The 19,566-nt window shown below is 43.2% G+C and carries 17 protein-coding genes; 15 read left to right on the top strand and 2 right to left on the bottom strand.

Features of this window, described 5'->3' with window-relative positions; translation table 11 throughout:
* Position 1 precedes the first annotated feature (1 nt).
* Positions 2–670, bottom strand: a complete 669-nt coding sequence (locus ACG3M1_RS22765; RefSeq protein ID WP_009270070.1) for a hypothetical protein — start codon at positions 668–670, stop codon at positions 2–4.
* A 12-nt stretch (positions 671–682) separates the two neighbouring features.
* The gene (locus tag ACG3M1_RS22760) at positions 683–2,599 is read right to left on the bottom strand and encodes a BglG family transcription antiterminator (protein ID WP_002606665.1); all 1,917 of its coding nucleotides are present in this window, start codon (positions 2,597–2,599) and stop codon (positions 683–685) included.
* Between the two features lie 300 nt (positions 2,600–2,899).
* On the opposite strand from ACG3M1_RS22760, the gene ACG3M1_RS22755 reads away from it, so the two are divergent.
* The 15 genes from ACG3M1_RS22755 to mfd all read left to right on the top strand — a co-directional run bounded on the left by ACG3M1_RS22755 (position 2,900) and on the right by mfd (position 19,563).
* Positions 2,900–3,943: a zinc-dependent alcohol dehydrogenase gene (locus tag ACG3M1_RS22755; RefSeq protein ID WP_009270069.1), complete on the top strand. Its 1,044-nt coding sequence runs from the start codon at positions 2,900–2,902 to the stop codon at positions 3,941–3,943.
* Positions 3,944–3,956: 13 nt separating this feature from the next.
* Positions 3,957–4,802 (top strand): class II aldolase, encoded by an 846-nt coding sequence (locus tag ACG3M1_RS22750; RefSeq protein WP_009270068.1) that lies wholly within the window; start codon positions 3,957–3,959, stop codon positions 4,800–4,802.
* Positions 4,803–4,817: 15 nt separating this feature from the next.
* Complete coding sequence (locus tag ACG3M1_RS22745) at positions 4,818–6,275, top strand: xylulokinase (RefSeq protein ID WP_257374863.1); 1,458 nt, start codon at positions 4,818–4,820, stop codon at positions 6,273–6,275.
* 181 nt (positions 6,276–6,456) lie between these two features.
* A complete protein-coding gene (locus ACG3M1_RS22740; RefSeq protein ID WP_002606661.1) occupies positions 6,457–6,897 on the top strand; it encodes a PTS sugar transporter subunit IIA in 441 nt (146 codons plus the stop codon).
* Positions 6,879–7,358: a PTS system mannose/fructose/N-acetylgalactosamine-transporter subunit IIB gene (locus ACG3M1_RS22735; RefSeq protein ID WP_395814654.1), complete on the top strand. Its 480-nt coding sequence runs from the start codon at positions 6,879–6,881 to the stop codon at positions 7,356–7,358. Before ACG3M1_RS22740 ends, ACG3M1_RS22735 begins: the two co-directional genes overlap by 19 nt.
* 46 nt (positions 7,359–7,404) lie before the next feature.
* Entirely contained in the window at positions 7,405–8,190 is a 786-nt protein-coding gene (locus ACG3M1_RS22730) for a PTS mannose/fructose/sorbose/N-acetylgalactosamine transporter subunit IIC (protein WP_002606659.1), read from the top strand.
* Between the two features lies 1 nt (position 8,191).
* A complete protein-coding gene (locus ACG3M1_RS22725) occupies positions 8,192–9,031 on the top strand; it encodes a PTS system mannose/fructose/sorbose family transporter subunit IID (protein WP_002606658.1) in 840 nt (279 codons plus the stop codon).
* A gap of 127 nt (positions 9,032–9,158) precedes the next feature.
* Positions 9,159–10,202, top strand: coding sequence for a zinc-dependent alcohol dehydrogenase (locus tag ACG3M1_RS22720; RefSeq protein ID WP_395814651.1), 1,044 nt, complete (start codon positions 9,159–9,161; stop codon positions 10,200–10,202).
* Positions 10,203–10,304: 102 nt separating this feature from the next.
* Positions 10,305–11,159, top strand: a complete 855-nt coding sequence (locus ACG3M1_RS22715; RefSeq protein WP_009270064.1) for a class II fructose-bisphosphate aldolase — start codon at positions 10,305–10,307, stop codon at positions 11,157–11,159.
* Positions 11,160–11,168: 9 nt separating this feature from the next.
* Entirely contained in the window at positions 11,169–12,530 is a 1,362-nt protein-coding gene (locus ACG3M1_RS22710) for a sn-glycerol-1-phosphate dehydrogenase (protein WP_009270063.1), read from the top strand.
* Positions 12,531–12,546: 16 nt separating this feature from the next.
* Positions 12,547–13,353, top strand: coding sequence for an HAD-IIA family hydrolase (locus ACG3M1_RS22705; RefSeq protein ID WP_002606654.1), 807 nt, complete (start codon positions 12,547–12,549; stop codon positions 13,351–13,353).
* Positions 13,354–13,780: 427 nt separating this feature from the next.
* A complete protein-coding gene (locus ACG3M1_RS22700) occupies positions 13,781–15,136 on the top strand; it encodes a hypothetical protein (RefSeq protein ID WP_009270062.1) in 1,356 nt (451 codons plus the stop codon).
* Positions 15,137–15,176: 40 nt separating this feature from the next.
* Entirely contained in the window at positions 15,177–15,341 is a 165-nt protein-coding gene (locus ACG3M1_RS22695) for a hypothetical protein (RefSeq protein ID WP_009270061.1), read from the top strand.
* Between the two features lie 195 nt (positions 15,342–15,536).
* On the top strand, positions 15,537–16,097 hold the full coding sequence (pth, locus tag ACG3M1_RS22690; protein WP_009270060.1) for an aminoacyl-tRNA hydrolase: 561 nt from the start codon (positions 15,537–15,539) through the stop codon (positions 16,095–16,097).
* Between the two features lie 10 nt (positions 16,098–16,107).
* Complete coding sequence (mfd, locus tag ACG3M1_RS22685; RefSeq protein ID WP_009270059.1) at positions 16,108–19,563, top strand: transcription-repair coupling factor; 3,456 nt, start codon at positions 16,108–16,110, stop codon at positions 19,561–19,563.
* The last annotated feature ends 3 nt before the right edge of the window (positions 19,564–19,566 follow it).

Here is a 19,566-nt window from a genome sequence, read left to right as displayed (position 1 = left end):
GTCATGCCTTCAACAGCTTTTTGATTTCATACTCATAGGGTGTATTCCGGCAGTTTTTCAGTGCGGAGGTCAAATAGGTTTTGCTTAATTTTTTATTACAGAGATACGTATACTGCAGACCGAGCAGATATTCAAAAATACCGATACGTACACGCTTTGCATCATTGGTAAAGGCATCCGGCATTTTCTTCATCGGTTCCAGCCGCTCTCTGATTTCCTCTATATACTCACTCTTTTTCAGTGCGAGAATACTGTACATCATTTCCATCGTATGAAGCTCTGCGGTATTTTTATCAGCCTTTCGACAGATATGCAGCATGCTTTCTGCTTTCTTAAACTTCTGATTTTCCATATAGAAATAAAATCCCTGTCTGGCAGCGGCTGCCTTTTGCTGATCCCTCATTTTCATTTTACTGAAAATAGTATCGAGCTGTGCCTCAATTTTCCTTTTATCACCCTGCATGAAATAGGAATTTAACCGCATGTACTCTCGATTGTAGGGCTTGAAGGAAAATGTACAGGCGAATCCGTCCAGCAGCTTTTCAAATCGTTCATAATCTCTTTCTGACAGATATCCTGTCAATTTTTTATATACGACTCGTTTCATTATCTGCGGAATAATCAGCAGTATGATAAGAACAACAGCGGTAATCAGAAATGTAAATGTCATATGATGCTCCTCCTATAATATATGCGATTTCAGATTTTCTTCACATATCCGTTTGAAATCATCGTAATCCTCAACAGACAGTATTTCCTGTTTGAATTCATTATTGAACAGTAAGGGAGAAAGATAATCCCAGGCACGAAAGGCTTCCAGATTATTTTTCTGAATACATACCAGAAAAATCAGATTCACATGATTCCCTTCAGTATCCCAGACAGCCGGCTTTTTGAGGATGATTTCGCCGATAAAGGAATCATCCGTCAGCAGATGCATGGGATGAAGGATTGCGATTCCATTGCCGAAGTAGGTGGAACCAAATTCCTCCCGCAGTTCGATTTCCTCAGCGAGATTGTCCAGCTTATACAAGTCAGATGCCGCATGGACAAGACACGTTTGAATTTCTTCCTTTTCTGTGAAATCTTTTACAAAAAACAGCTTGGGATCAAACAGCTTCATGATATCCTCAACATTTTTAAAGCCTTCTATACGTACCTTGATTTTCTCCAGCTCATTGGAATCGGGAAAGAATGCAATTTTTGTCGCCAGTCCGGATTCAGTCGCCCTGTTATCCTCGGTTGAGAAGAACAAATCGTATGCATCCAAATCGAGATCATCCAATTCATTCGAGGAAACGAAGGTGATGGATACGATATATTTCTGAAATTTATCATACAGAAACTGTTCCAGAAGGAAATATTCAGAACGCTTCAGATTCGTTATGATACATACTCGTTTGTTGCCCTTTAAGACGGAATACTCATTGATGCTTTTATTAAAATAGATGGCAAGAAAGGCGGTTTCGCTTTCTTTGATTTTACATGTATAGCGCTCTGATAACAGGTAGGAGAAATATGTGGCAATATCAAATGCATAGGGAAAGCTCTGCTTGATATAATCCAGCATTTCATTCTTGATCTGTACATTGTTGCGTGCTCTGGATATCAGGGGAACACAATGCAAAGCCAGTGAAATACGCAGGTTTACATCATGTGTGAAATCCGTCGGATAGGATTCATGTATTCTCTGCAGCGCATGCAGAATAAATGTATTCAGATCCTCTGATATATAATCAGTATTGCTGAAATTACTGTGATTGTTAATATACATTGCTAGAAAATTGATTTCTGTCTGTGGTACTCGGATCAGATATTTTGTTTCAATCCGCTCAAAGATATTCCCTGCGATTTTGATTTCCGTGTCATAGGTACCCTCGCCGTCAATATCCTCATCATTCAGATAAAAGAAGTTGGTGATTCTCCGTATGGATATATTCAGCCAGATAATAATATTCTGAAACTCGACATCGGAAATCGGATACTGTTTCTCCAGCAGCTCCTTCATCAAAGTCTTTCTTATGAATTCCACATGAACAGCCTCCGTATCGGATATCAGCTTGCTTGGTATCATGGGATGGTATGCATAGCTGACATCCATCAGACAGATGCGCTTATCCCGTTCCAGCCCGTCTATCCATATATAACCCTTTGTCTGAATCAGACGTAAGGAGAATTTGGACAATGTTTTTTCCAGCTCTTTTAAATCACTGGTCAGTGTGGATTTTGACACATAGATATAATCTGCACATTTTGTCAGGGAAATGCTTTTTCTCTGGCTCAGCAGAAAGTTTAACAGCTTATAAATACGATCATCTCTGTAATTGATATTGTATTCATCCGACTGCATTTTCAGATCATTGAGATAGTGAGCAAAACGCTCTCGGTCCAGAATCTTAATTCTGGTACCGAAGGGTACTCTGGAATCAATTATGAATATATCAGATAAAGAAGCAGTGTCCTCTTTTATTGCCTTGATATCATTTTGGATGGTACGAAGACTGATGTTAAATTTATCCGAAAAATAGTTTGCTTTATAGTATTCACCAACTTTTTCGCAAAGCTCTAAAAAAATACTGGATTGTCTTTTTGTTAGCATTCTTATCACTATGAAACCCAAACTGTCTAAAGGATTTCACTTCTCCTTTCCTTGTGTATTCAAAACAAATTGAAACATAGTCCCCACCCTATGCAAGCAAGTACATCATACCGTATTATCAATTACGAAAAAAATTGTCTTTTGCGTAATTGATACGCAAGAATACCCTGTGGATGACTTCATAATTACTCCGCAATTATCCGAAACCTACGCATTTGAATTTATTTATAATGGAATTGTAAGACAGACGGTAAGGCTTTTTGAATTATAAAAAATGCCTGCCGAGAAAAAGGAGGAAATATGAAAGCTTGTGTGTTAGAGAAACCGTATGATGTTCGTATCAAAGAACTTCCCATTCCTGAACCAAAAGACGATGAAGTGTTACTGAGAGTTACTGTCGCTGGAATTTGTACAAATGATGTCCGGGATTACAAAGGCTCCAGATATACGTATCCGCGTATTGGCGGGCATGAATATGCCGGGGTGATTGAAAAGCTTGGAAAAGATGTTGATAACGGAATATTCCATATTGGTCAAAAAGTGGTGAATTACATTATAGACGAATGCGGTGTCTGCTACAACTGTAAGCACGAACATGAAAATATCTGTGATTCAGCGGAAAGCGGAAAAACCTTTTATAACGAAGGAGGTATTTCCGGATACTTCGGGTTTTCCGAATACATTGCGGTAAAAGCACGTCATCTGCATATGGTACCAAATGATACGCCGGATGAACTGGCAGCATTTACAGAACCGCTTGCCTGTGTGATCAACAGCATCAATAAAACCGGAATACGCATGGGGGATGATGTTGTGATTATCGGTGGCGGAGTCATGGGACTGCTTCATGTTCTGTGTGCAAAGCGGCAGGGCGCAAGCGTCATTGTCAGCGAGACAAGTGCAGATCGCCGAAAGCTTGCACTTGAACTTGGGGCAGATGCAGTGATTGACCCTGTGGAAAGTGATCCTGTGGAGAAGATAAAGCAGCTGACAAACGGACGCGGTGCAAATGTTGTATACAATACTACGGCGATACCCGCAGTAGCCAAACAGGCAATCGATATGTGTGCCAAGAGCGGTCTTGTTAACATGTTCAGCTCGATTCATCCCAATGAACCGATTCTTGTGGATGCGGGGCGTCTGCATTCTCAGGAAATCCGGATTACCGGTACGGTCAGTCCGACGGTACGCTCCTTTGCACAGGCGGTAGACTGCATTGCCAAAGGAATCATAGATGTAAAACCGCTGATTGAAAAGGTGTATGACTATACTGATATTAAGGAAGCGCTGGAAGCTGCCATGCGTCCGGAAACCTTTAAGGTATTAGTGAAATTTTCAGAATAAGGGAGGAACGAATATGAAAATTGTAAATGGTTTTGATCTGCTAGCATACGCAAAGGAAAAAAAGCTTCTTCTGCCGGCATTCAACACGACGAATCTGGAAATGACAAAGGCGATTATAAAGGGATTGAATGCTGTTCACCTCCCGGGTATGGTACAGATATCCTCCAACAACCTGCATTTATCAAATCCGGAAGTGATTGCTTATATGATGAGAGAGTTTTTAAAGGGGACAGATACACCAGTCGGGCTGCATCTGGATCATGGAAAAAGCTTTGATGATGTTAAGGCATGTGTGGATGCGGGCTTTACCTCCATCATGGTGGATGCCTCCCATCTGAATTTCGAAGAAAATATAAAAGAGGTAAAGAAAACAGTGGAATACTGTCATTTCTATCATGTTCCGGTGGAAGCAGAGCTGGGAGCTATCATGGGAAAAGAGGATGATGATGTAAATGAGGCAGACTGTAAAACGGATCCTGCACTGGTAAAAGAATTTGTGGAGCGCTCCGGGTGTGATATTCTGGCCGTTTCCATCGGAAATGTACATGGTCTTGATGCTGTGGCGAAGATTGATCTTGCACTGCTGAAAAGGATCGCGGAAGTATCACCTGTTCCGCTTGTGCTGCATGGCGGCTCCGGTATTCCGTTTGATCAGGTAAAACAGATGCGGGACTATAACATGATCAAGGTGAATTACGGTTCGGATCTGCGCAGGGCATTCATTCAGACATTTGGAGAGGCTTATGAAAAGAATCATAACGAAGCTAATCTGTATGGTCTCAGTGCAAAGGCAGTGGAGAATGTCAGCAAAACAGCTGCTGATCTCGTTTTGATCATCAACGGACTGAAGGAATCATAGGAAGGGATTGATTCTGTGTATTATATAGGACTTGATATAGGTACATCCGCATTAAAAACTACACTGATGGATGCCCGTCGGTCAATCGTATACGAAAACAGCTATGGTTATACAATCCTGCAGCCGCAGGAGGGCTGGCGGGAAATTGATCCAGACGTATGGATGCAGGCTGTAATGAAGGGACTGCATGATATCTTTGCCAGATGTAATCCGCAGGAGGTTTCCGTAATCGGTGTTACGGGACAGATGCATACGACTGTATTTCTGGATAAAAACGGAGAAGCTGTGCGCAATGCCATCATGTGGACAGATTTACGAACGGCCGGTATGGTTGAGGAACTGCGTACGGAATGCTCACAAAGGGAGGAAACACGCCATATCGCTGAAATATTGTCACCGGGAAGTCCGGCAGTGAATACACTCTGGATCAAAGAGCATGAGCCGCAAAGCTTTGCGCGTATTCATAAAATCATGACACCGTATGCATATATCGTATATAAATTAACAGGGCAGTACAGTATGGATTACTGTGAAGCATCCACAAGCTCATTATATGATATTGCCACAAAGAAATGGTCAGTGTATATGCTGGATAGGCTTGGTATTGAAGAAAGCTGTCTGGGACCGCTGTATGCCAGCTGCGATGTGGTCGGGACACTTCAACAGACACTTTGTGAACAGCTGAAGGTGAATCATGACATCCGTGTCATTGCCGGAACGGGAGATAATCCGGCAAATGCAGTGGCTATGGGGATATTGAACCGGAAGGAACCGGTTATTTCGCTGGGAACATCCGGAGTTGTAATTATGCCGAAAAGGGATATGGACTTCGAAGGAAAAGGTAAGAATGTTCTATTCAATGCGGATCATACACAGTTTGTCAATATCGTACAGGGAACGGTTCGTTCAGCAGGGGGAACTCATAAATGGTGGGTGGAAAATATCGTGAAGACAGATGATATGGCTGTGGATCAGCAGCTTATTTCATCTGATCGCTTCGGAAAGAACAGTGTATTGTTTTTCCCGCACATCACAGGGGATAAACTTATGTATCATGATCTTTGCGTAAGGGGAGCATTTATCGGACTGAGTTTTGAAACAAGACGGGAGGATATGACACAGGCTGTTTTCGAGGGGGTAAGCTACGCTATCCGCGAGGTTCTTGAAAGTATGAAGCTTGCACAATGGCCTTCCCGCATACAAATCAATGGCGGGGGTACAAGAAGTCCTGTCTGGATGCAGATTATGGCGAATATTCTCCATACAGAGCTAAAGGTCGTTACCGAAAGTGCAACCCCGGGATATGGAGCGGCTCTTCTGGCTGCGCTGGCAGACGGTGTATCGGAAAAGGAAGCCTGTATCGGACAGGGGAAGGTGTATGCTGCGGAAAAAGTACTCACTGACGCATACGATCGGCAATATAAAAAATATAAGCGTATGTACAGTGCACTGAAGAATATTATGCAGGAGTGAATTAAAAAATTATAAAATTGCATAATCAATATGAACTCCGTAAAAAAATCGGTTACGTAATGATTACGCATAACATAATAAAAAACGTTGCAGGAAATCGTATAGAATATAACCAGATGGTGGAACCGCTTCCAGAGCAGTGCTTTCACCTGTTGGAAATGAATAGAGAAAGGAAGGTATTATGAAGGTTATCTTAGTATCTCATGGTTCTTTTTCCAAGGGATTATTTGAGACAATGGAAATGGTATTAGGCGAACAGCAGAATCTGTCATATGTCGGTCTGTATCCTCATCAGGGAGTGGATATCCTGAAAGAAAATATTGAGAAGGAATTTACAAAAGCAGATGAGGGAGAAGAAATCCTTGTGCTTACGGATTTGTTTTACGGAAGTCCGTTCAATGCGGTTGTACAGCTGATGAACACATATGATGTATACCATTTAACAGGAATCAATGTTCCCCTGCTGATGGAAATCCTACTGATGAGAGGAAATGGAAAAAGCGCTGCGGAAATATGTGACGAGGCTATGAAGCTGGCAGGCAGTACCGTACAGGATGTAAAAAAATACTTAGCAGACATGCTTGATAATGAGGAGGATGAAAAATGCGAAACATCGTTTTAGCACGTGTGGATGATCGTTTGATTCATGGTGAGGTCGTAACAGCCTGGACACCGAGTCTGAGTGCAAACAGAATTGTCATTGTAGACGATACTGTTGCTGCGGATAAATTCAACAAACGGGTACTGATGGCTCTGGCACCACAGGGGACCAAGGTTGCCGTATTATCTGTTGAAGGCGCAACTAAGGCACTTCAGAAGCCGGATCCGGGAAATGAACGCGTTATCGTTCTGACAAAAACACCGATCGTTTTTGAACAGCTGCTGGATGGCGGCGTGGAAATCAAAGAGGTATGCCTTGGCGGTATGGGTATCCGTGGAGACCGCAAGCCGTTCATCAACAATGTTTCTGCGAGTCCGGATGAGGTGGATTCCATTCGCCGCATGAAAAACAAGAAGGGTGTAAATGTATATTATCAGTTAGTACCTGAGCAGAAGGTAGTCGATATATCAAACCTGTTATAAGACAGATTCTGCTGGACATAAAAACTAACAGAGAGGAGAGAAATTTATGTCAATAGTACAAGCGATTCTATTGGGGGTCCTGTATTGGATTGGTGAAGCAAACCTGCCGTTTGTCGGATTATGGACGGTACAAAGACCGCTGGTCTGCGGATGGATTGCGGGCATCATCCTTGGGGACGCATTAACGGGAGCTATGGTTGGAGCATCCATCAACCTCGTTTATTTAGGATTCATTTCAGCCGGAGGGTCCATGCCTGCCGATATGGCACTGGCAGGAACACTGGGGGCTGCATTTGCCATAACCGGTAATCTGGATGCCGATACAGCTCTTGCACTGGCTGTTCCAATCGGTCTTCTGGGGACACTGGTATGGTATTGCCGTATGACCTTTGACTCCATCTTCGTTCACATCGGTGACAGATTTGTTGAAAAAGAACAATACAATAAAATCTGGATTGCCAACGTACTGCTGCCGCAGATTATGGCTGCGGTTATCTGTATCGTTCCTTGCTCTCTGGCTGCATATTTCGGAGCCACCTATATTCAGGGCTTCATCACGATGCTTGCCGGAACACCTTTGAAAATTTTCCAGATCATCGGCGGTCTGATGCCTGCCTTGGGTATCGCAATCACACTGCAGTATATCTTTAAAGGGGAAAGCCGTGTATTTCTGTTCATCGGATTTGTTGTCGCTGTCTATTCCGGACTTGCACTGCTGCCGCTTGGTGTATTGTCCTTATTATGCGCATTGGTTTATGTACAGGTTCGCTACAGAGAGGGCAGCGGAAAAGGTAACATCGCTGAAGAATCTGAGTTAGAGGAGGATTTCTAAAATGGCAGAACAAAAAGCAAGACACGTCATCCCGAAGAAACACTTATACCGTGCAGCCTTTAACTGGGAAACCTGGGTTCAGTGCTGCTATAACTATGAACGAATGATGGGTATGGCCTGCGGGCACACCTTTGTACCGGTGATTGATGATTTATATAAGGATGATCCGGACGGAGCCGCAAAACGGAAAGAGGTCATGGAGCGTGAAATGGAATTCTTCAATGTCCATATCGAATTCGGTTCCTGTATTCTGGGGATGGCAATCGCACTGGAGGAACAGAAATCACTGGGAGAACCGATTCCGGGTGAATTTATCACATCCTTAAAAACATCCCTAATGGGACCTCTGGCAGGTATTGGAGATACGATTTATCAGGGGGTACTGATTCCGATCCTTCTGGCAATCTGTATTGATATCACGCTGACAGGTACCGTCTGGGGGGCAATCGTATATCTGATTCTGATGCTTGCCATCAGTTATATCTTCAGCTTCGCAAACTTCTTCTTCGGTTACCAGCAGGGCTCCGAGGCTATCATGGATTTTCTGGAAAAGGGTCTGCTCGACAAGCTGCTGCTGGGAGCACAGGTCATGGGCTGTATGGTTATGGGTGGCCTGATCGCCAATTATGTAAAAGTTTCCTGTGGTCTGGAGCTTGTCACATCGGGGTCAAAATTCAATGTGCAGACGCAGCTGTTTGATGCTGTCATGCCGGGCATTCTGCCATTTGGATTCACGATGTTAGTTTACTGGCTGATGAAGAAAAGATGGACTTCCATCAAGATTATTATTCTGATTGTAATCATCGGTATCATTGGCGGATTAACTGGAATCTTAGCTTAGCAACCAACATGAAAGGGACCAGTTCTTGTTTACTGGTCCCTGCTTTTATAAAAAGCAGACAGGAATTGTTTCTGTGTGCGATATGTAACTTTATAATCGGTAAGCGAAAATAGGAGGACTGACAATTATGAAAGCCTGTGTATTAGAAGGACCTAAAAATTATCAAATCAAGGACATACCGGTACCGGAAATGAAAGAGGATGAGGTACTGGTTCGTGTTTTGACATCCGGAATCTGCGTAAATGATGTCAGAGATTATCAGGGCTGTAAATGGTCATATCCGCGTATTGGCGGACATGAATACAGTGCGGTAATAGAACATATAGGAACAGGTGTGGATCCCAGTCTGTTTCATATAGGTGATAAGGTTATCAACTATATTATTGATGATTGCGGGGTCTGTCCGGACTGTAAGCATCATCATGAAAATATATGCAGTAATTTCACAAAGGGAACTGCTTATTTCAATGAAAACGGCTTTTCGGGCTTTTATGGCTTTTCAGAATATGCAGTGGTAAAGGCACGCCATCTGTATGTGTATCCTAAGGAAACACCGGATGATGAAGCCGCATTCACAGAACCGCTGGCATGTGTTATTAACAGTATCAATCGTTCCCATATCAAAATGGGAGATGATGTTGTCGTTATCGGAGGCGGTATTATGGGACTGCTGCATGTACTGTGTGCGAAGCGACAGGGGGCACGCATTATCTTGAGTGAAACGGACGCAAAGCGGCGCGCATTTGGATTGAAGCTGGGTGCTGATAATGTAATTGATCCGCTGGAATTCGATCCTGTTGAGCAGGTTAAAAAGCTGACAAACGGCCGAGGGGCAAATGTTGTTGAGAATACGACAGCAATTCCTTCTGTAGCAGCACAGGCAATTCAGATGACTGCAAAAAGCGGGTTGTGCAATATGTTCAGCTCCATTCATCCCAACGAGCCGATTCTTGTGGATGCGGGACGTCTTCACTCTCAGGAGATTGTGGTAACCGGTACCCAGAATGGAACCATTGAGACCTTTGCACAGGCAATTGACTGTATTTCCAAAGGAATCATTGATGTGAAGCCGTTGATTGAGGCTGTGTACGATTATGAGGATGTTGTGGAAGCAATGGAATGTGCAAGCCGTCCGGATACCTATAAAGTTATGCTGCGTTTCTCAGAATAATAGCGTCAAACACCCTGAGAATATCTCTTTTACAGACCGTAGGAATGCGTATTGTATAAGCTTGATGAAAAAGCAGCTGAATCATAAAGGAGGAGAAAATTTATGTTAGCAAATCTGAATGAGGTATGGAAGCTTGCCGATGAGAAGAAAATCGCCATCGGTGCTTTCAATATCGTGAATTTTGAAAATATACTGGCTGTACTGGATACAGCAGAGAAACTGAATATGCCGGTGATTCTTGCGTTTGCACAGACGCATGAGGAGAATAATGTCATGAATCTGGATACGATCGGACCTGTTATGGTACTGATGGCACAGCGCGCAAAGGTGCCAGTGGTCGTTCATCTGGATCATGGTGTAAATCTGGATTACATTGAAAAATCTCTGAAAATGGGATTCACCTCTGTCATGTTTGACGGTTCCGCACTGACCTATGAAGAGAATATCAGGCAGACAAAGGAAGCTGTTGCCTTAGCTCGTAAATATGGAGTGTCCATAGAGGCTGAAATCGGTAAAATGGCAGGGATTACCTTAAATAATGAAGGTGTTACAGAAAACCGTGCATCAGATCGCAGGAATTACACAGATCCTGCAGAGGCGAAGGATTTTGTCGAGAAGACGGGAGTGGACTGTCTGGCATGTTCATTCGGAACGGTGCACGGCGAATATTTTTCAGAGCCGAAGCTTGACTTTGATCTGGTAAAGGAATTAAAGGAGGCAGCTGGTGTACCCATTGTCATGCATGGAGGAAGTGGTGTAAGTCATGCGGATTACAAGAAGGTTATCGCAAACGGTGTTCGTAAAATCAATTACTTTACGTATATGGACAAAGCAGGAGGAGAAGGCGTAAATGCTGCATCTCCCGTGAAATATTTTCATGATGCCGCCAAAGCAGGACAGGATGCTATGCAGAAGGATATAGAGTCTGCAATGCGCTGTTTTGTGAATATGGATTAGGGTGATCTTATGAAAATGAAGGTAGCAACATTTGAAATCAATGATTACCTTGGTCATGCGTTTACATGTGATTGCGGAAAGCAGCATACCACCCGTCTGGAGCATGTCCGTGTTTGTGATCATGTGAAGGAGGATATCCTGAAGTATTTGCAGGAGCATGCATATCATACAGTCTATATGATTGAGGACGAAAATACCTGCCGTGTATATGGGGAAGAGCTTGAGGCTTATTTAAACGCTAATGGAATCGCCAGCGATCGTGTCATCCTTGAAGCGGATGTTGTTCCGAATGAAGCCTCTGTATTTCGTATTCTGGTGAATATGAAGCGTCAATATGATTACATTTTAGGCGTCGGGTCCGGAACTTTAAACGACTTGTGCAAATTCATTTCCTATAAGCTTTCACTGAACTATGGAATTGCGGCAACCGCTCCGAGTATGGACGGCTTTGCTTCTGTTGGCGCCGCACTGATTACTGATAATCTTAAAACAACCTATGACTGTCATGTGCCGACTGCAATTTTTGGTGATCTGGACGTACTGGCAAATGCACCGCTGGATATGATTAAGGCAGGTCTTGGCGATATTGTAGGAAAGTATAACTGTCTGGTTGACTGGAAAATTGCACATATGATCAACGGGGAATATTACTGTCAGACAATTGTTGATATGGTTTATAAATCTATCAAGGAGGTTGTAGCGCACGCAGATGGAGTAATGACACGCGATAAAGCGGCGGTAAAGGCAATTACAGAGGCATTGATTGAAACCGGTATGGCTATGGGATTCGTCGGCAATTCACGTCCGGCATCCGGCAGTGAGCATCATGTTTCTCATTACTGGGAAATGAAATTTTTATTTGCTCATCATGCACCGGTATTCCATGGAACTAAGGTGGGGCTGGCAACACCGGGAGTAATCGCCATGTGGAAGAAGCTTGCCCGGGACGGTATCGATTTTGCGGCATGTAGGAAGCGTGTAAAGGCATTTGATAAAGCTGCCTGGGAAGCAATGGTGCTTGACCGCTTTGAAGCAGCCGCACCCGGAGTTCTTGCTTTGGAGGAAAAAGCCGGTAAGAATGATATAGAAGCAGCTTTAAAACGTATTGATATCATGGAAGAAAAATGGCCGGATATTCAGGCAGTCATTGAACAGGAGCTGCCGCAGCCGGAAGAGGTGACAGCGATTCTGAAATCAGTAGAGGCACCATATCGTCCAATGCAGGTTGGTATCGATGAAGCAATGACTAGGGATGGTGTGATACTGGCAAAGGAAGTACGTGTGCGTTACGGTCTTTTACAGCTGCTGTGGGACCTTGGGCTGCTGGAAGATTATAGTACCGCATTTGTAGCGTATTATCGGAATAATTAGAGGTAAGGGGAGTTATATGATAACAGATAAAAAAATGATTCAGAAGAAGATGGAAGCAATCCGCGTCTTTATTCTGGATATGGATGGAACGATCTATCTGGGGAAGAATTTATTTCCATACACACATGATTTTCTCAATACGGTGAAGGCTACCGAAAGAGAGTATTATTTCTTTACCAACAATTCCTCCAGAGATTTAGCTGCGTATATAGATAAGCTGCATGGTATGGGAATTGATATCGATAAAAAACAGATGATGGTATCAACCCATGTAATTCTTCGCTGGTTAAAAAAACATCATGACGGCAGGCGTGTGTATGTGGTAGGGACACCTGCATTGCGCAAAGAGTTTGAAGCACACGGCTGGATACTGGATGAAGAAAAACCGGATATCGTGATTCTGGGCTTTGATACAACACTGACCTATGAAAAACTCTCCAAGGCATGCACCTTTATCAGAGAAGGCGCATTGTATTACGGAATCAATCCGGATTTAAACTGTCCAATGGAGCATGATACCTTTATTCCTGATTGCGGAAGTATGGCAAAGCTGATAGAAGCAAGTACCGGAAAATATCCTGAGTTCTTCGGAAAACCAAGTGGGAAGACACTGGACTATATCGTCGAGGAAACCGGATGTTCACCGGATCAGATTGCTATTATCGGTGATCGTCTGTATACGGATATCAAGGTAGCGGATGGCAGCGAGGTTACCAGTATTCTTGTATTGAGTGGAGAAACAAAGGCTGAGGACATTGATACAAGTGATGTAAAGCCGGATATCGTTATTGAACATATCGGAGAGCTGGCAAAGCTGCTGTAGGAATATCTTAAAAAGTAATAAAGAGTAAAGCACAGAAATGTAAAATGAAAAAGGCTTTGCTCTTTTTTTATGGACTTTCTCACTTTAGGGTGTATGCAAAAGGAAGAATTCGACTTTTATTGATAAATATATCAGTGTTGAATTCTCCCTGTTTTAAGTCCCCCGTAATCGAGATAGAACCTTTTTTATAAATATCTGTTTCTTTGATTGATTATCTTTGATATAGAAGTATAATAAAGTCGTGAGTAAAGTCGTGAGTAAAGTCATGAGTAAAGTCATGAGTAAAGTCGTGAGAAGCTAACAAAACATCAATACCTTATGAGATAAGTTAGATTTTTTTCAATAAGCACAGGCATAATCCTGAACTATGTCCGGATGAGGTTGAAACACTGTTTGTGACAGAATAAGATAGAAAGAAGATGCCAGTATGATACGATACCAAGGTAACAAAGTAAAAAAGTATTTTTATTTTCTGTTAGTAATTCTTTTTACAGCTAATGTATTCGGTTGTACAAAACAGATAGGCAATGACTCCGTAACGGACAGGAAAATACAGGAAGATGGCAAGGAATCGATTTATAAACAGCTTTATCATATAGGTGAAGCGCTATGTAAATATGTACCAAAGGAATACAGCTATCTTTATAACGGGGAGGGCACAGTTCGCATGCAGACCTTTCAAATGCACAAAAAAATACTGACAGGATTTGATGATTCCGGTTCTGCACATCCAACATATGCGAATGAAACCTATGCGTGGGAGTATACAACGAATAGTCTGAAAACAGCTGCTCTATTTGCAAATTACGACTATGTAACATGTGATGCCAATCAGCTGGTAAAAACGGATGCAAATGGTAAAAGAACTGTGATATATCAGGGAAACGGCTATGGTAACCTTTGGATTGTGAATGAGCGTATGTATCTGTATCGAAATAACAGCAAAGAGAATAAGGAACGGGAACTGTTTTCATTAAATATGCAGGGAAAAGACGAGCACGCCTATGGTGACTACGAAGTACATGCAGTGTATGATAAATATCTTGTTCTCACCAACAGTGAAGAAACTGAAATTCATGTTATGGATACAGAAACTGAGGATATACTGCTGCTGGAGACGGACGCACAATATTTATATACAGATGATGATACCGTTTATTTCACAGAGCATCCGAAGGATACAGACGAGCATATAGTGCTTGCAAGCGTGAAGCTTGATGCTACAGAGCGTTGCAGACTGGCAGATGTAAGGAAAGAAGATGTAAACCAGATAATACAGACAAGTACAAATTTATATATTAACTGTGTTCAGGTCGTGAAAGATAAGGTTTATTTCTCCTGCGGGACATATGGAGGCTCAGCGTCTGTATACCAGGGCGGCGTGCTTGCCAAGGTAAAAAAAGATGGTTCAAATTTCAAGGTCTTGGGGGAAGCTCCCATTAACTTTACGGTATATGAATCCGGGGAAATCATGAAGTATGGAAGAATAAATCAGCCCTTTCAGGATGATAACGGGAATATCTGGATTTATAGAAACAATGCCAGAGAGAAGCTAGTCGTCAATGGTGAGGACTATTACAGGCGTTCTACTGTAGATGAATATGTTGATATCCGCAATGTAGATGTGCAAAAAGATGTCGTTTATTTCAGCGTGAATTACAGTGTACCCGATGAATCTGTATCCATAGGGTGGAGAACAGGATACAGGCTGCAGTCCTCTGTTTACTACAGAAAGAATTTAAAAACAGGGATATCAGAAAAGCTGTATGAGCTTCAATTTTAAGGGTGGATTTTGTTGAAGTAGTAAGAGAAAGGAGATTTTCATGGCAGATAAAAAATTAAAGCGGCCGGATTTTATATTACAAAAGGATTTTTTTGTAAAGAATGATGCAAACGAGCAGGAAACAGGTCCAAAAAAACAAAAGCAGAAGAGTTCAAAAAGAAATCAAGAGACGGAAGCAAGCTGTAAGGAAAATAAAAAAATATAAAGCGGAACATCACAGCGCATATATGCTGCATTTTGACTGATCTTTTCAAGCAGGTATATAAAAAAACAGCATTCATACAGACGCACATATCCGAATGAATACAAGCAAAAAGCAAGCCTGTACGAAAACAGGCTTTTTAGGATGTAATTCTCTGCTTTTTTGGTATAATATAGAAAGCGAAACAGAGGTGATTGCATGAAACTGATTGTAGGACTGGGAAATCCCGGTAAGGAATATGAAATGACGCGTCATAACTCCGGCTTCTGCGTACTGGATGCCATTGCAGAGGAATGCCGTGTTGATGTTACACAGAAAAAGTTTAAGGCACTGATTGCAAATACGAGAATCAGTGGTGAGGCGGTTGTTTTAATGAAGCCGCAGACCTTTATGAATTTATCGGGGGAAGCGGTTCGTGCAGCTATGGATTTTTATAAGCTGTCAGCACAGGATTTGCTTGTGATCTATGATGATCTTGATCTGCCGGTAGGAAAAATACGTCTGCGAGCACAGGGAAGTGCCGGCGGACAAAATGGAATGAAAAATATCATCCGCCATATCGGAACACAGGAATTTGACAGAATTCGTGTCGGTATAGGCAAGGATGCACGTATACCGGTAATTGACTGGGTGCTCGGCAAGATACGCAGGGAAGAACTGGAAGATTACAGACAGGCAGTTGAACTGGCCAGAGATGCAGCTATTTACAGCTGTTCTCATTCCTTTATGGATACCATGAGCCACTTCAACAGAAAATAGGGAAATACATATGGAAATTCTATTAAAGGAGCTTCAGCAGAATGAAGCGGTTTTGAGTATTCAGAAAAAAGAGAGTGTTCTGGGTAATCTTTCGTATATGGAGGAGGCTCTTCTACTTGCGGCAGATTACCGCCAAAAACCGCAGAAGCTGTTGATTATCAAGAATAACGCCTATACAGCACAGAAGCTTTACGAGCGCCTGCAGGCCCTCCTTGGGGATGAAGTGCTGCTTTTCTCATTGGAGGAATCACTACGCGTAGAAGCAATCGCAGCTTCACCGGAAAACAAAGCGATACAGATGGAGGCAATGGCAAAGCTGCAGCAGCAGGATGCTTTTGTGGCGGTTTTAAATACAGCTGCAGCCATTCGCTTTCTACCCTCTCCTGAGGTATTCAAAAATCACTGTATTACGTTAAAGCAGGATCAGGAAATTGAATATGAGGATTTGAAGCAGCTTCTCTTTGAAGCAGGCTATACGCATGTCAGCCGTGTTGATCAGCCACTGTGCTATGCGGCACGCGGTGGAATCATTGATGTGTATTCCATGAATTATGACCATCCGCTGCGTATAGAGTTTTTCGATAATATCGTGGAAAGCATCCGCTTCTTTGATATTGCGACACAGCGGACAATTGAAATCGTACAGGAAGCCATGATTATCCCGGCCAGTGATCTGCTGTTTACAGATGCACAGGTTGCCGAACTGGTGGAGCAGGCGAATAAGGCGCTGAAAAATCAGCTGTCCCAGCACGATATCGCTATGCAGAAGCTGCTGCAGGAGCATGTGAATGAAGATCTGGATCTCATCAGCAATCACATGATGGAAAGCCGGTTCTATAAATATTATGCCTTTTTGAAAAACAGAAGCACGGTCTTTGATTATGCCCCGGACGCACAGATCATTCTGTCCAGCGCAGAGGAAGTGCAGGACAGCGTCAAGCATATGCACGAGGAAATGGTTTCCTATCTTCAGGAGCTTTTTCAGGAGGGAATCAGTCTGCACAGCTTTGATGTGTTCACAGATTTGTACAGCTCCATCAAAAAGCACAGCTATATGGAATTTCATCAGTTTGTCGATTATAAAAAACCGATAACCTCACAGATCATGACCATGTCACTGGGAGATATCAATCTAGAGCGTACCATGCAGGAGGTACAGCATCAGGCAAGAGAACGAAGGGTTCTGCTCTGCTTGAACCACAAGGAGCAGGAACAGGTGAAAGGGCTGCTGGAGGAAGCAAATATATCCTGGCGCAATGTAACGTCCACGGATACGCTGGAACCGGGAATCCAGTTTCTGAATGCCAGTCTTCCCGAAGGCTTTACCTGCCTGAAGGAACAAATCTGTGTCTATACCGGAAAGGAACTGTTTCACAGTGTCAAAAAAGCAGCCCGCTACAGCAATAAATTCAAAGAGGCGGAGGTTCTGCATGATTATCAGGAGCTGAATGTCGGAGATTATGTAGTACACAACCAGCATGGTATCGGTAAATATCTGGGAATTGTGAATAAGAAAATAGATGGTGTACATAAGGATTTTCTGCATATCGCCTATAAGGGAGATGATGTTCTGCTTGTACCGCTTGAACAGTTTAAGCTTATCCGGAAATTTGTATCCAAGGAAGGTGCAAGTCCGAAGCTGAATAAGCTGGGCAGCGGAGAATGGGAGAAGACAAAGAAAAAGGTCAGCGCAAAGATTGCAGAGCTGGCGGATCGTCTGGTGAAGCTGTATGCATCCAGAGATGAGAATATCGGACATGCATTCGCAAAGGACACCCCTTTGCAGAAACAGTTTGAAGAGGATTTTGAATATGAGCTGACCCCGGATCAGGCAAGAGCGGTACAGGAAATCAAGCAGGACATGGAATCTGCGAAGCCGATGGATCGTCTGCTATGCGGAGATGTAGGCTTTGGTAAGACAGAGGTTGCGGCCCGTGCAGCATTTAAGGCAGTTGCGGAGGGCCGGCAGGTGGCATTCCTGTGTCCGACGACGATCTTATCCCTTCAGCATTATAAAACCTTTATGAAGAGGTTCCGCAATTTTCCTGTGAATATTGCCGTTGTAAATCGGTTTATCAAGCCCTCGGATCAAAAGCATATCATCCATGATCTGAAGGAAGGAAACGTGGATATCCTGATAGGAACACACCGTCTGCTTTCCAAGGATATCGTATTTAAGGATTTGGGACTGCTTGTCATTGACGAGGAACAGCGCTTTGGTGTGGAGCATAAGGAAAAAATCAAGGAGCTGAAAAACAGTGTGGATGTCTTATCGTTAAGTGCAACCCCGATTCCGCGTACCCTGCAGATGTCGCTGATTGGTATCCGTTCCCTGTCGCAGCTGGAAACCCCGCCGATGAACCGTATGCCGGTACAGACCTATGTTATCGAAAAGAACTTTCAGATGGTGAAGGAAATCATACAGCGTGAGCTTGCCAGAAACGGACAGGTGTTCTATCTGTACAATAATGTAAAGGAAATTTATAATGTGGCCAGAAAGCTTCGGGATGCCATGCCGGAGGTGGAAATCGGTGTTGCGCACGGGCAGATGACACGGGAGGATATCGAGGATGTCATGCTGCAGTTTACAGATAATAAATATCAGGTGCTTGTCTGTACGACCATCATTGAAACCGGTATTGATATTCCCAATGCCAACACGATTTTGATTGAAGATGCTGACCACTTCGGATTGAGTCAGCTGTATCAGATCAAGGGAAGAGTCGGCAGAAGCGATCGTCTTGCCTATGCGTATCTGATGTATTCCCCGCAAAAGCAATTAAGTGAGATTGCCATGAAGCGCTTAAAATCCATCAAGGAATTCACGCAGCTGGGCAGCGGTTATAAAATTGCCATGCGCGATCTGACCATACGTGGTGCCGGAGATATGCTGGGGCCGCAGCAGGCCGGCTTTATTGATACGGTCGGTATTGATATGTATATCGAAATGCTAAACAGTGCCATCATGGAGAAAAAGGGCATCAAGCCGGAGGTGAAACCGGAAATGACGAAGGCGAATGTCAAGGTTGACGCATACATTCCAAGCAGCTTTGCAACCGAGGATTATGAAAAAATCACATTGTACCAGCGTATGGAGGATATTCATACCAAAAAGGAGCTGCTTGCCATGATGGATGAAATCAAGGATAATTACGGAAAGCTGCCGAAGGCTGTACAGCTGTTATTTGAAAAGAAGCGGCTGGATATCTGTATCAATGAGCCGCATGTGGATGCCTTCCGTGAACTGCCAAAGGCGGTTGAGCTGGCGTTTACTAGTGCATGGTCAAACAGCATTGACGGTGTTGCATTATTCGAAATGATGACAACCATATCAAAAAATATAACGATACGCTATACGAACGGCAAGATTACCATGAAGCTGCCAAAGCTTAAGGACTGGCTCTATACCGTGATTGAGGTGCTGGAACGCACAGAGCCAATGGGGGAGGAACAAACAGCTTCCTGAAAA

Source organism: Clostridium sp. 10cd* (assembly GCF_044336395.1).
GTDB lineage: Bacteria > Bacillota_I > Bacilli_A > Erysipelotrichales > Erysipelotrichaceae > Clostridium_AQ > Clostridium_AQ innocuum.
This window is presented reverse-complemented; position numbering and strand designations above follow the sequence as displayed.

Bases quoted from the DNA above. Each gene is read 5' to 3' on its own strand.
- ACG3M1_RS22765 (WP_009270070.1), bottom strand. From the start codon at position 670: ATGACATTTACATTTCTGATTACCGCTGTTGTTCTTATCATACTGCTG.
- ACG3M1_RS22760 (WP_002606665.1), bottom strand. From the start codon at position 2,599: ATGCTAACAAAAAGACAATCCAGTATTTTTTTAGAGCTTTGCGAAAAA.
- ACG3M1_RS22755 (WP_009270069.1), top strand. From the start codon at position 2,900: ATGAAAGCTTGTGTGTTAGAGAAACCGTATGATGTTCGTATCAAAGAA.
- ACG3M1_RS22750 (WP_009270068.1), top strand. From the start codon at position 3,957: ATGAAAATTGTAAATGGTTTTGATCTGCTAGCATACGCAAAGGAAAAA.
- ACG3M1_RS22740 (WP_002606661.1), top strand. From the start codon at position 6,457: ATGAAGGTTATCTTAGTATCTCATGGTTCTTTTTCCAAGGGATTATTT.
- ACG3M1_RS22735 (WP_395814654.1), top strand. From the start codon at position 6,879: ATGCGAAACATCGTTTTAGCACGTGTGGATGATCGTTTGATTCATGGT.
- ACG3M1_RS22730 (WP_002606659.1), top strand. From the start codon at position 7,405: ATGTCAATAGTACAAGCGATTCTATTGGGGGTCCTGTATTGGATTGGT.
- ACG3M1_RS22725 (WP_002606658.1), top strand. From the start codon at position 8,192: ATGGCAGAACAAAAAGCAAGACACGTCATCCCGAAGAAACACTTATAC.
- ACG3M1_RS22720 (WP_395814651.1), top strand. From the start codon at position 9,159: ATGAAAGCCTGTGTATTAGAAGGACCTAAAAATTATCAAATCAAGGAC.
- ACG3M1_RS22715 (WP_009270064.1), top strand. From the start codon at position 10,305: ATGTTAGCAAATCTGAATGAGGTATGGAAGCTTGCCGATGAGAAGAAA.
- ACG3M1_RS22710 (WP_009270063.1), top strand. From the start codon at position 11,169: ATGAAAATGAAGGTAGCAACATTTGAAATCAATGATTACCTTGGTCAT.
- ACG3M1_RS22705 (WP_002606654.1), top strand. From the start codon at position 12,547: ATGATAACAGATAAAAAAATGATTCAGAAGAAGATGGAAGCAATCCGC.
- ACG3M1_RS22700 (WP_009270062.1), top strand. From the start codon at position 13,781: ATGATACGATACCAAGGTAACAAAGTAAAAAAGTATTTTTATTTTCTG.
- ACG3M1_RS22695 (WP_009270061.1), top strand. From the start codon at position 15,177: ATGGCAGATAAAAAATTAAAGCGGCCGGATTTTATATTACAAAAGGAT.
- pth (WP_009270060.1), top strand. From the start codon at position 15,537: ATGAAACTGATTGTAGGACTGGGAAATCCCGGTAAGGAATATGAAATG.
- mfd (WP_009270059.1), top strand. From the start codon at position 16,108: ATGGAAATTCTATTAAAGGAGCTTCAGCAGAATGAAGCGGTTTTGAGT.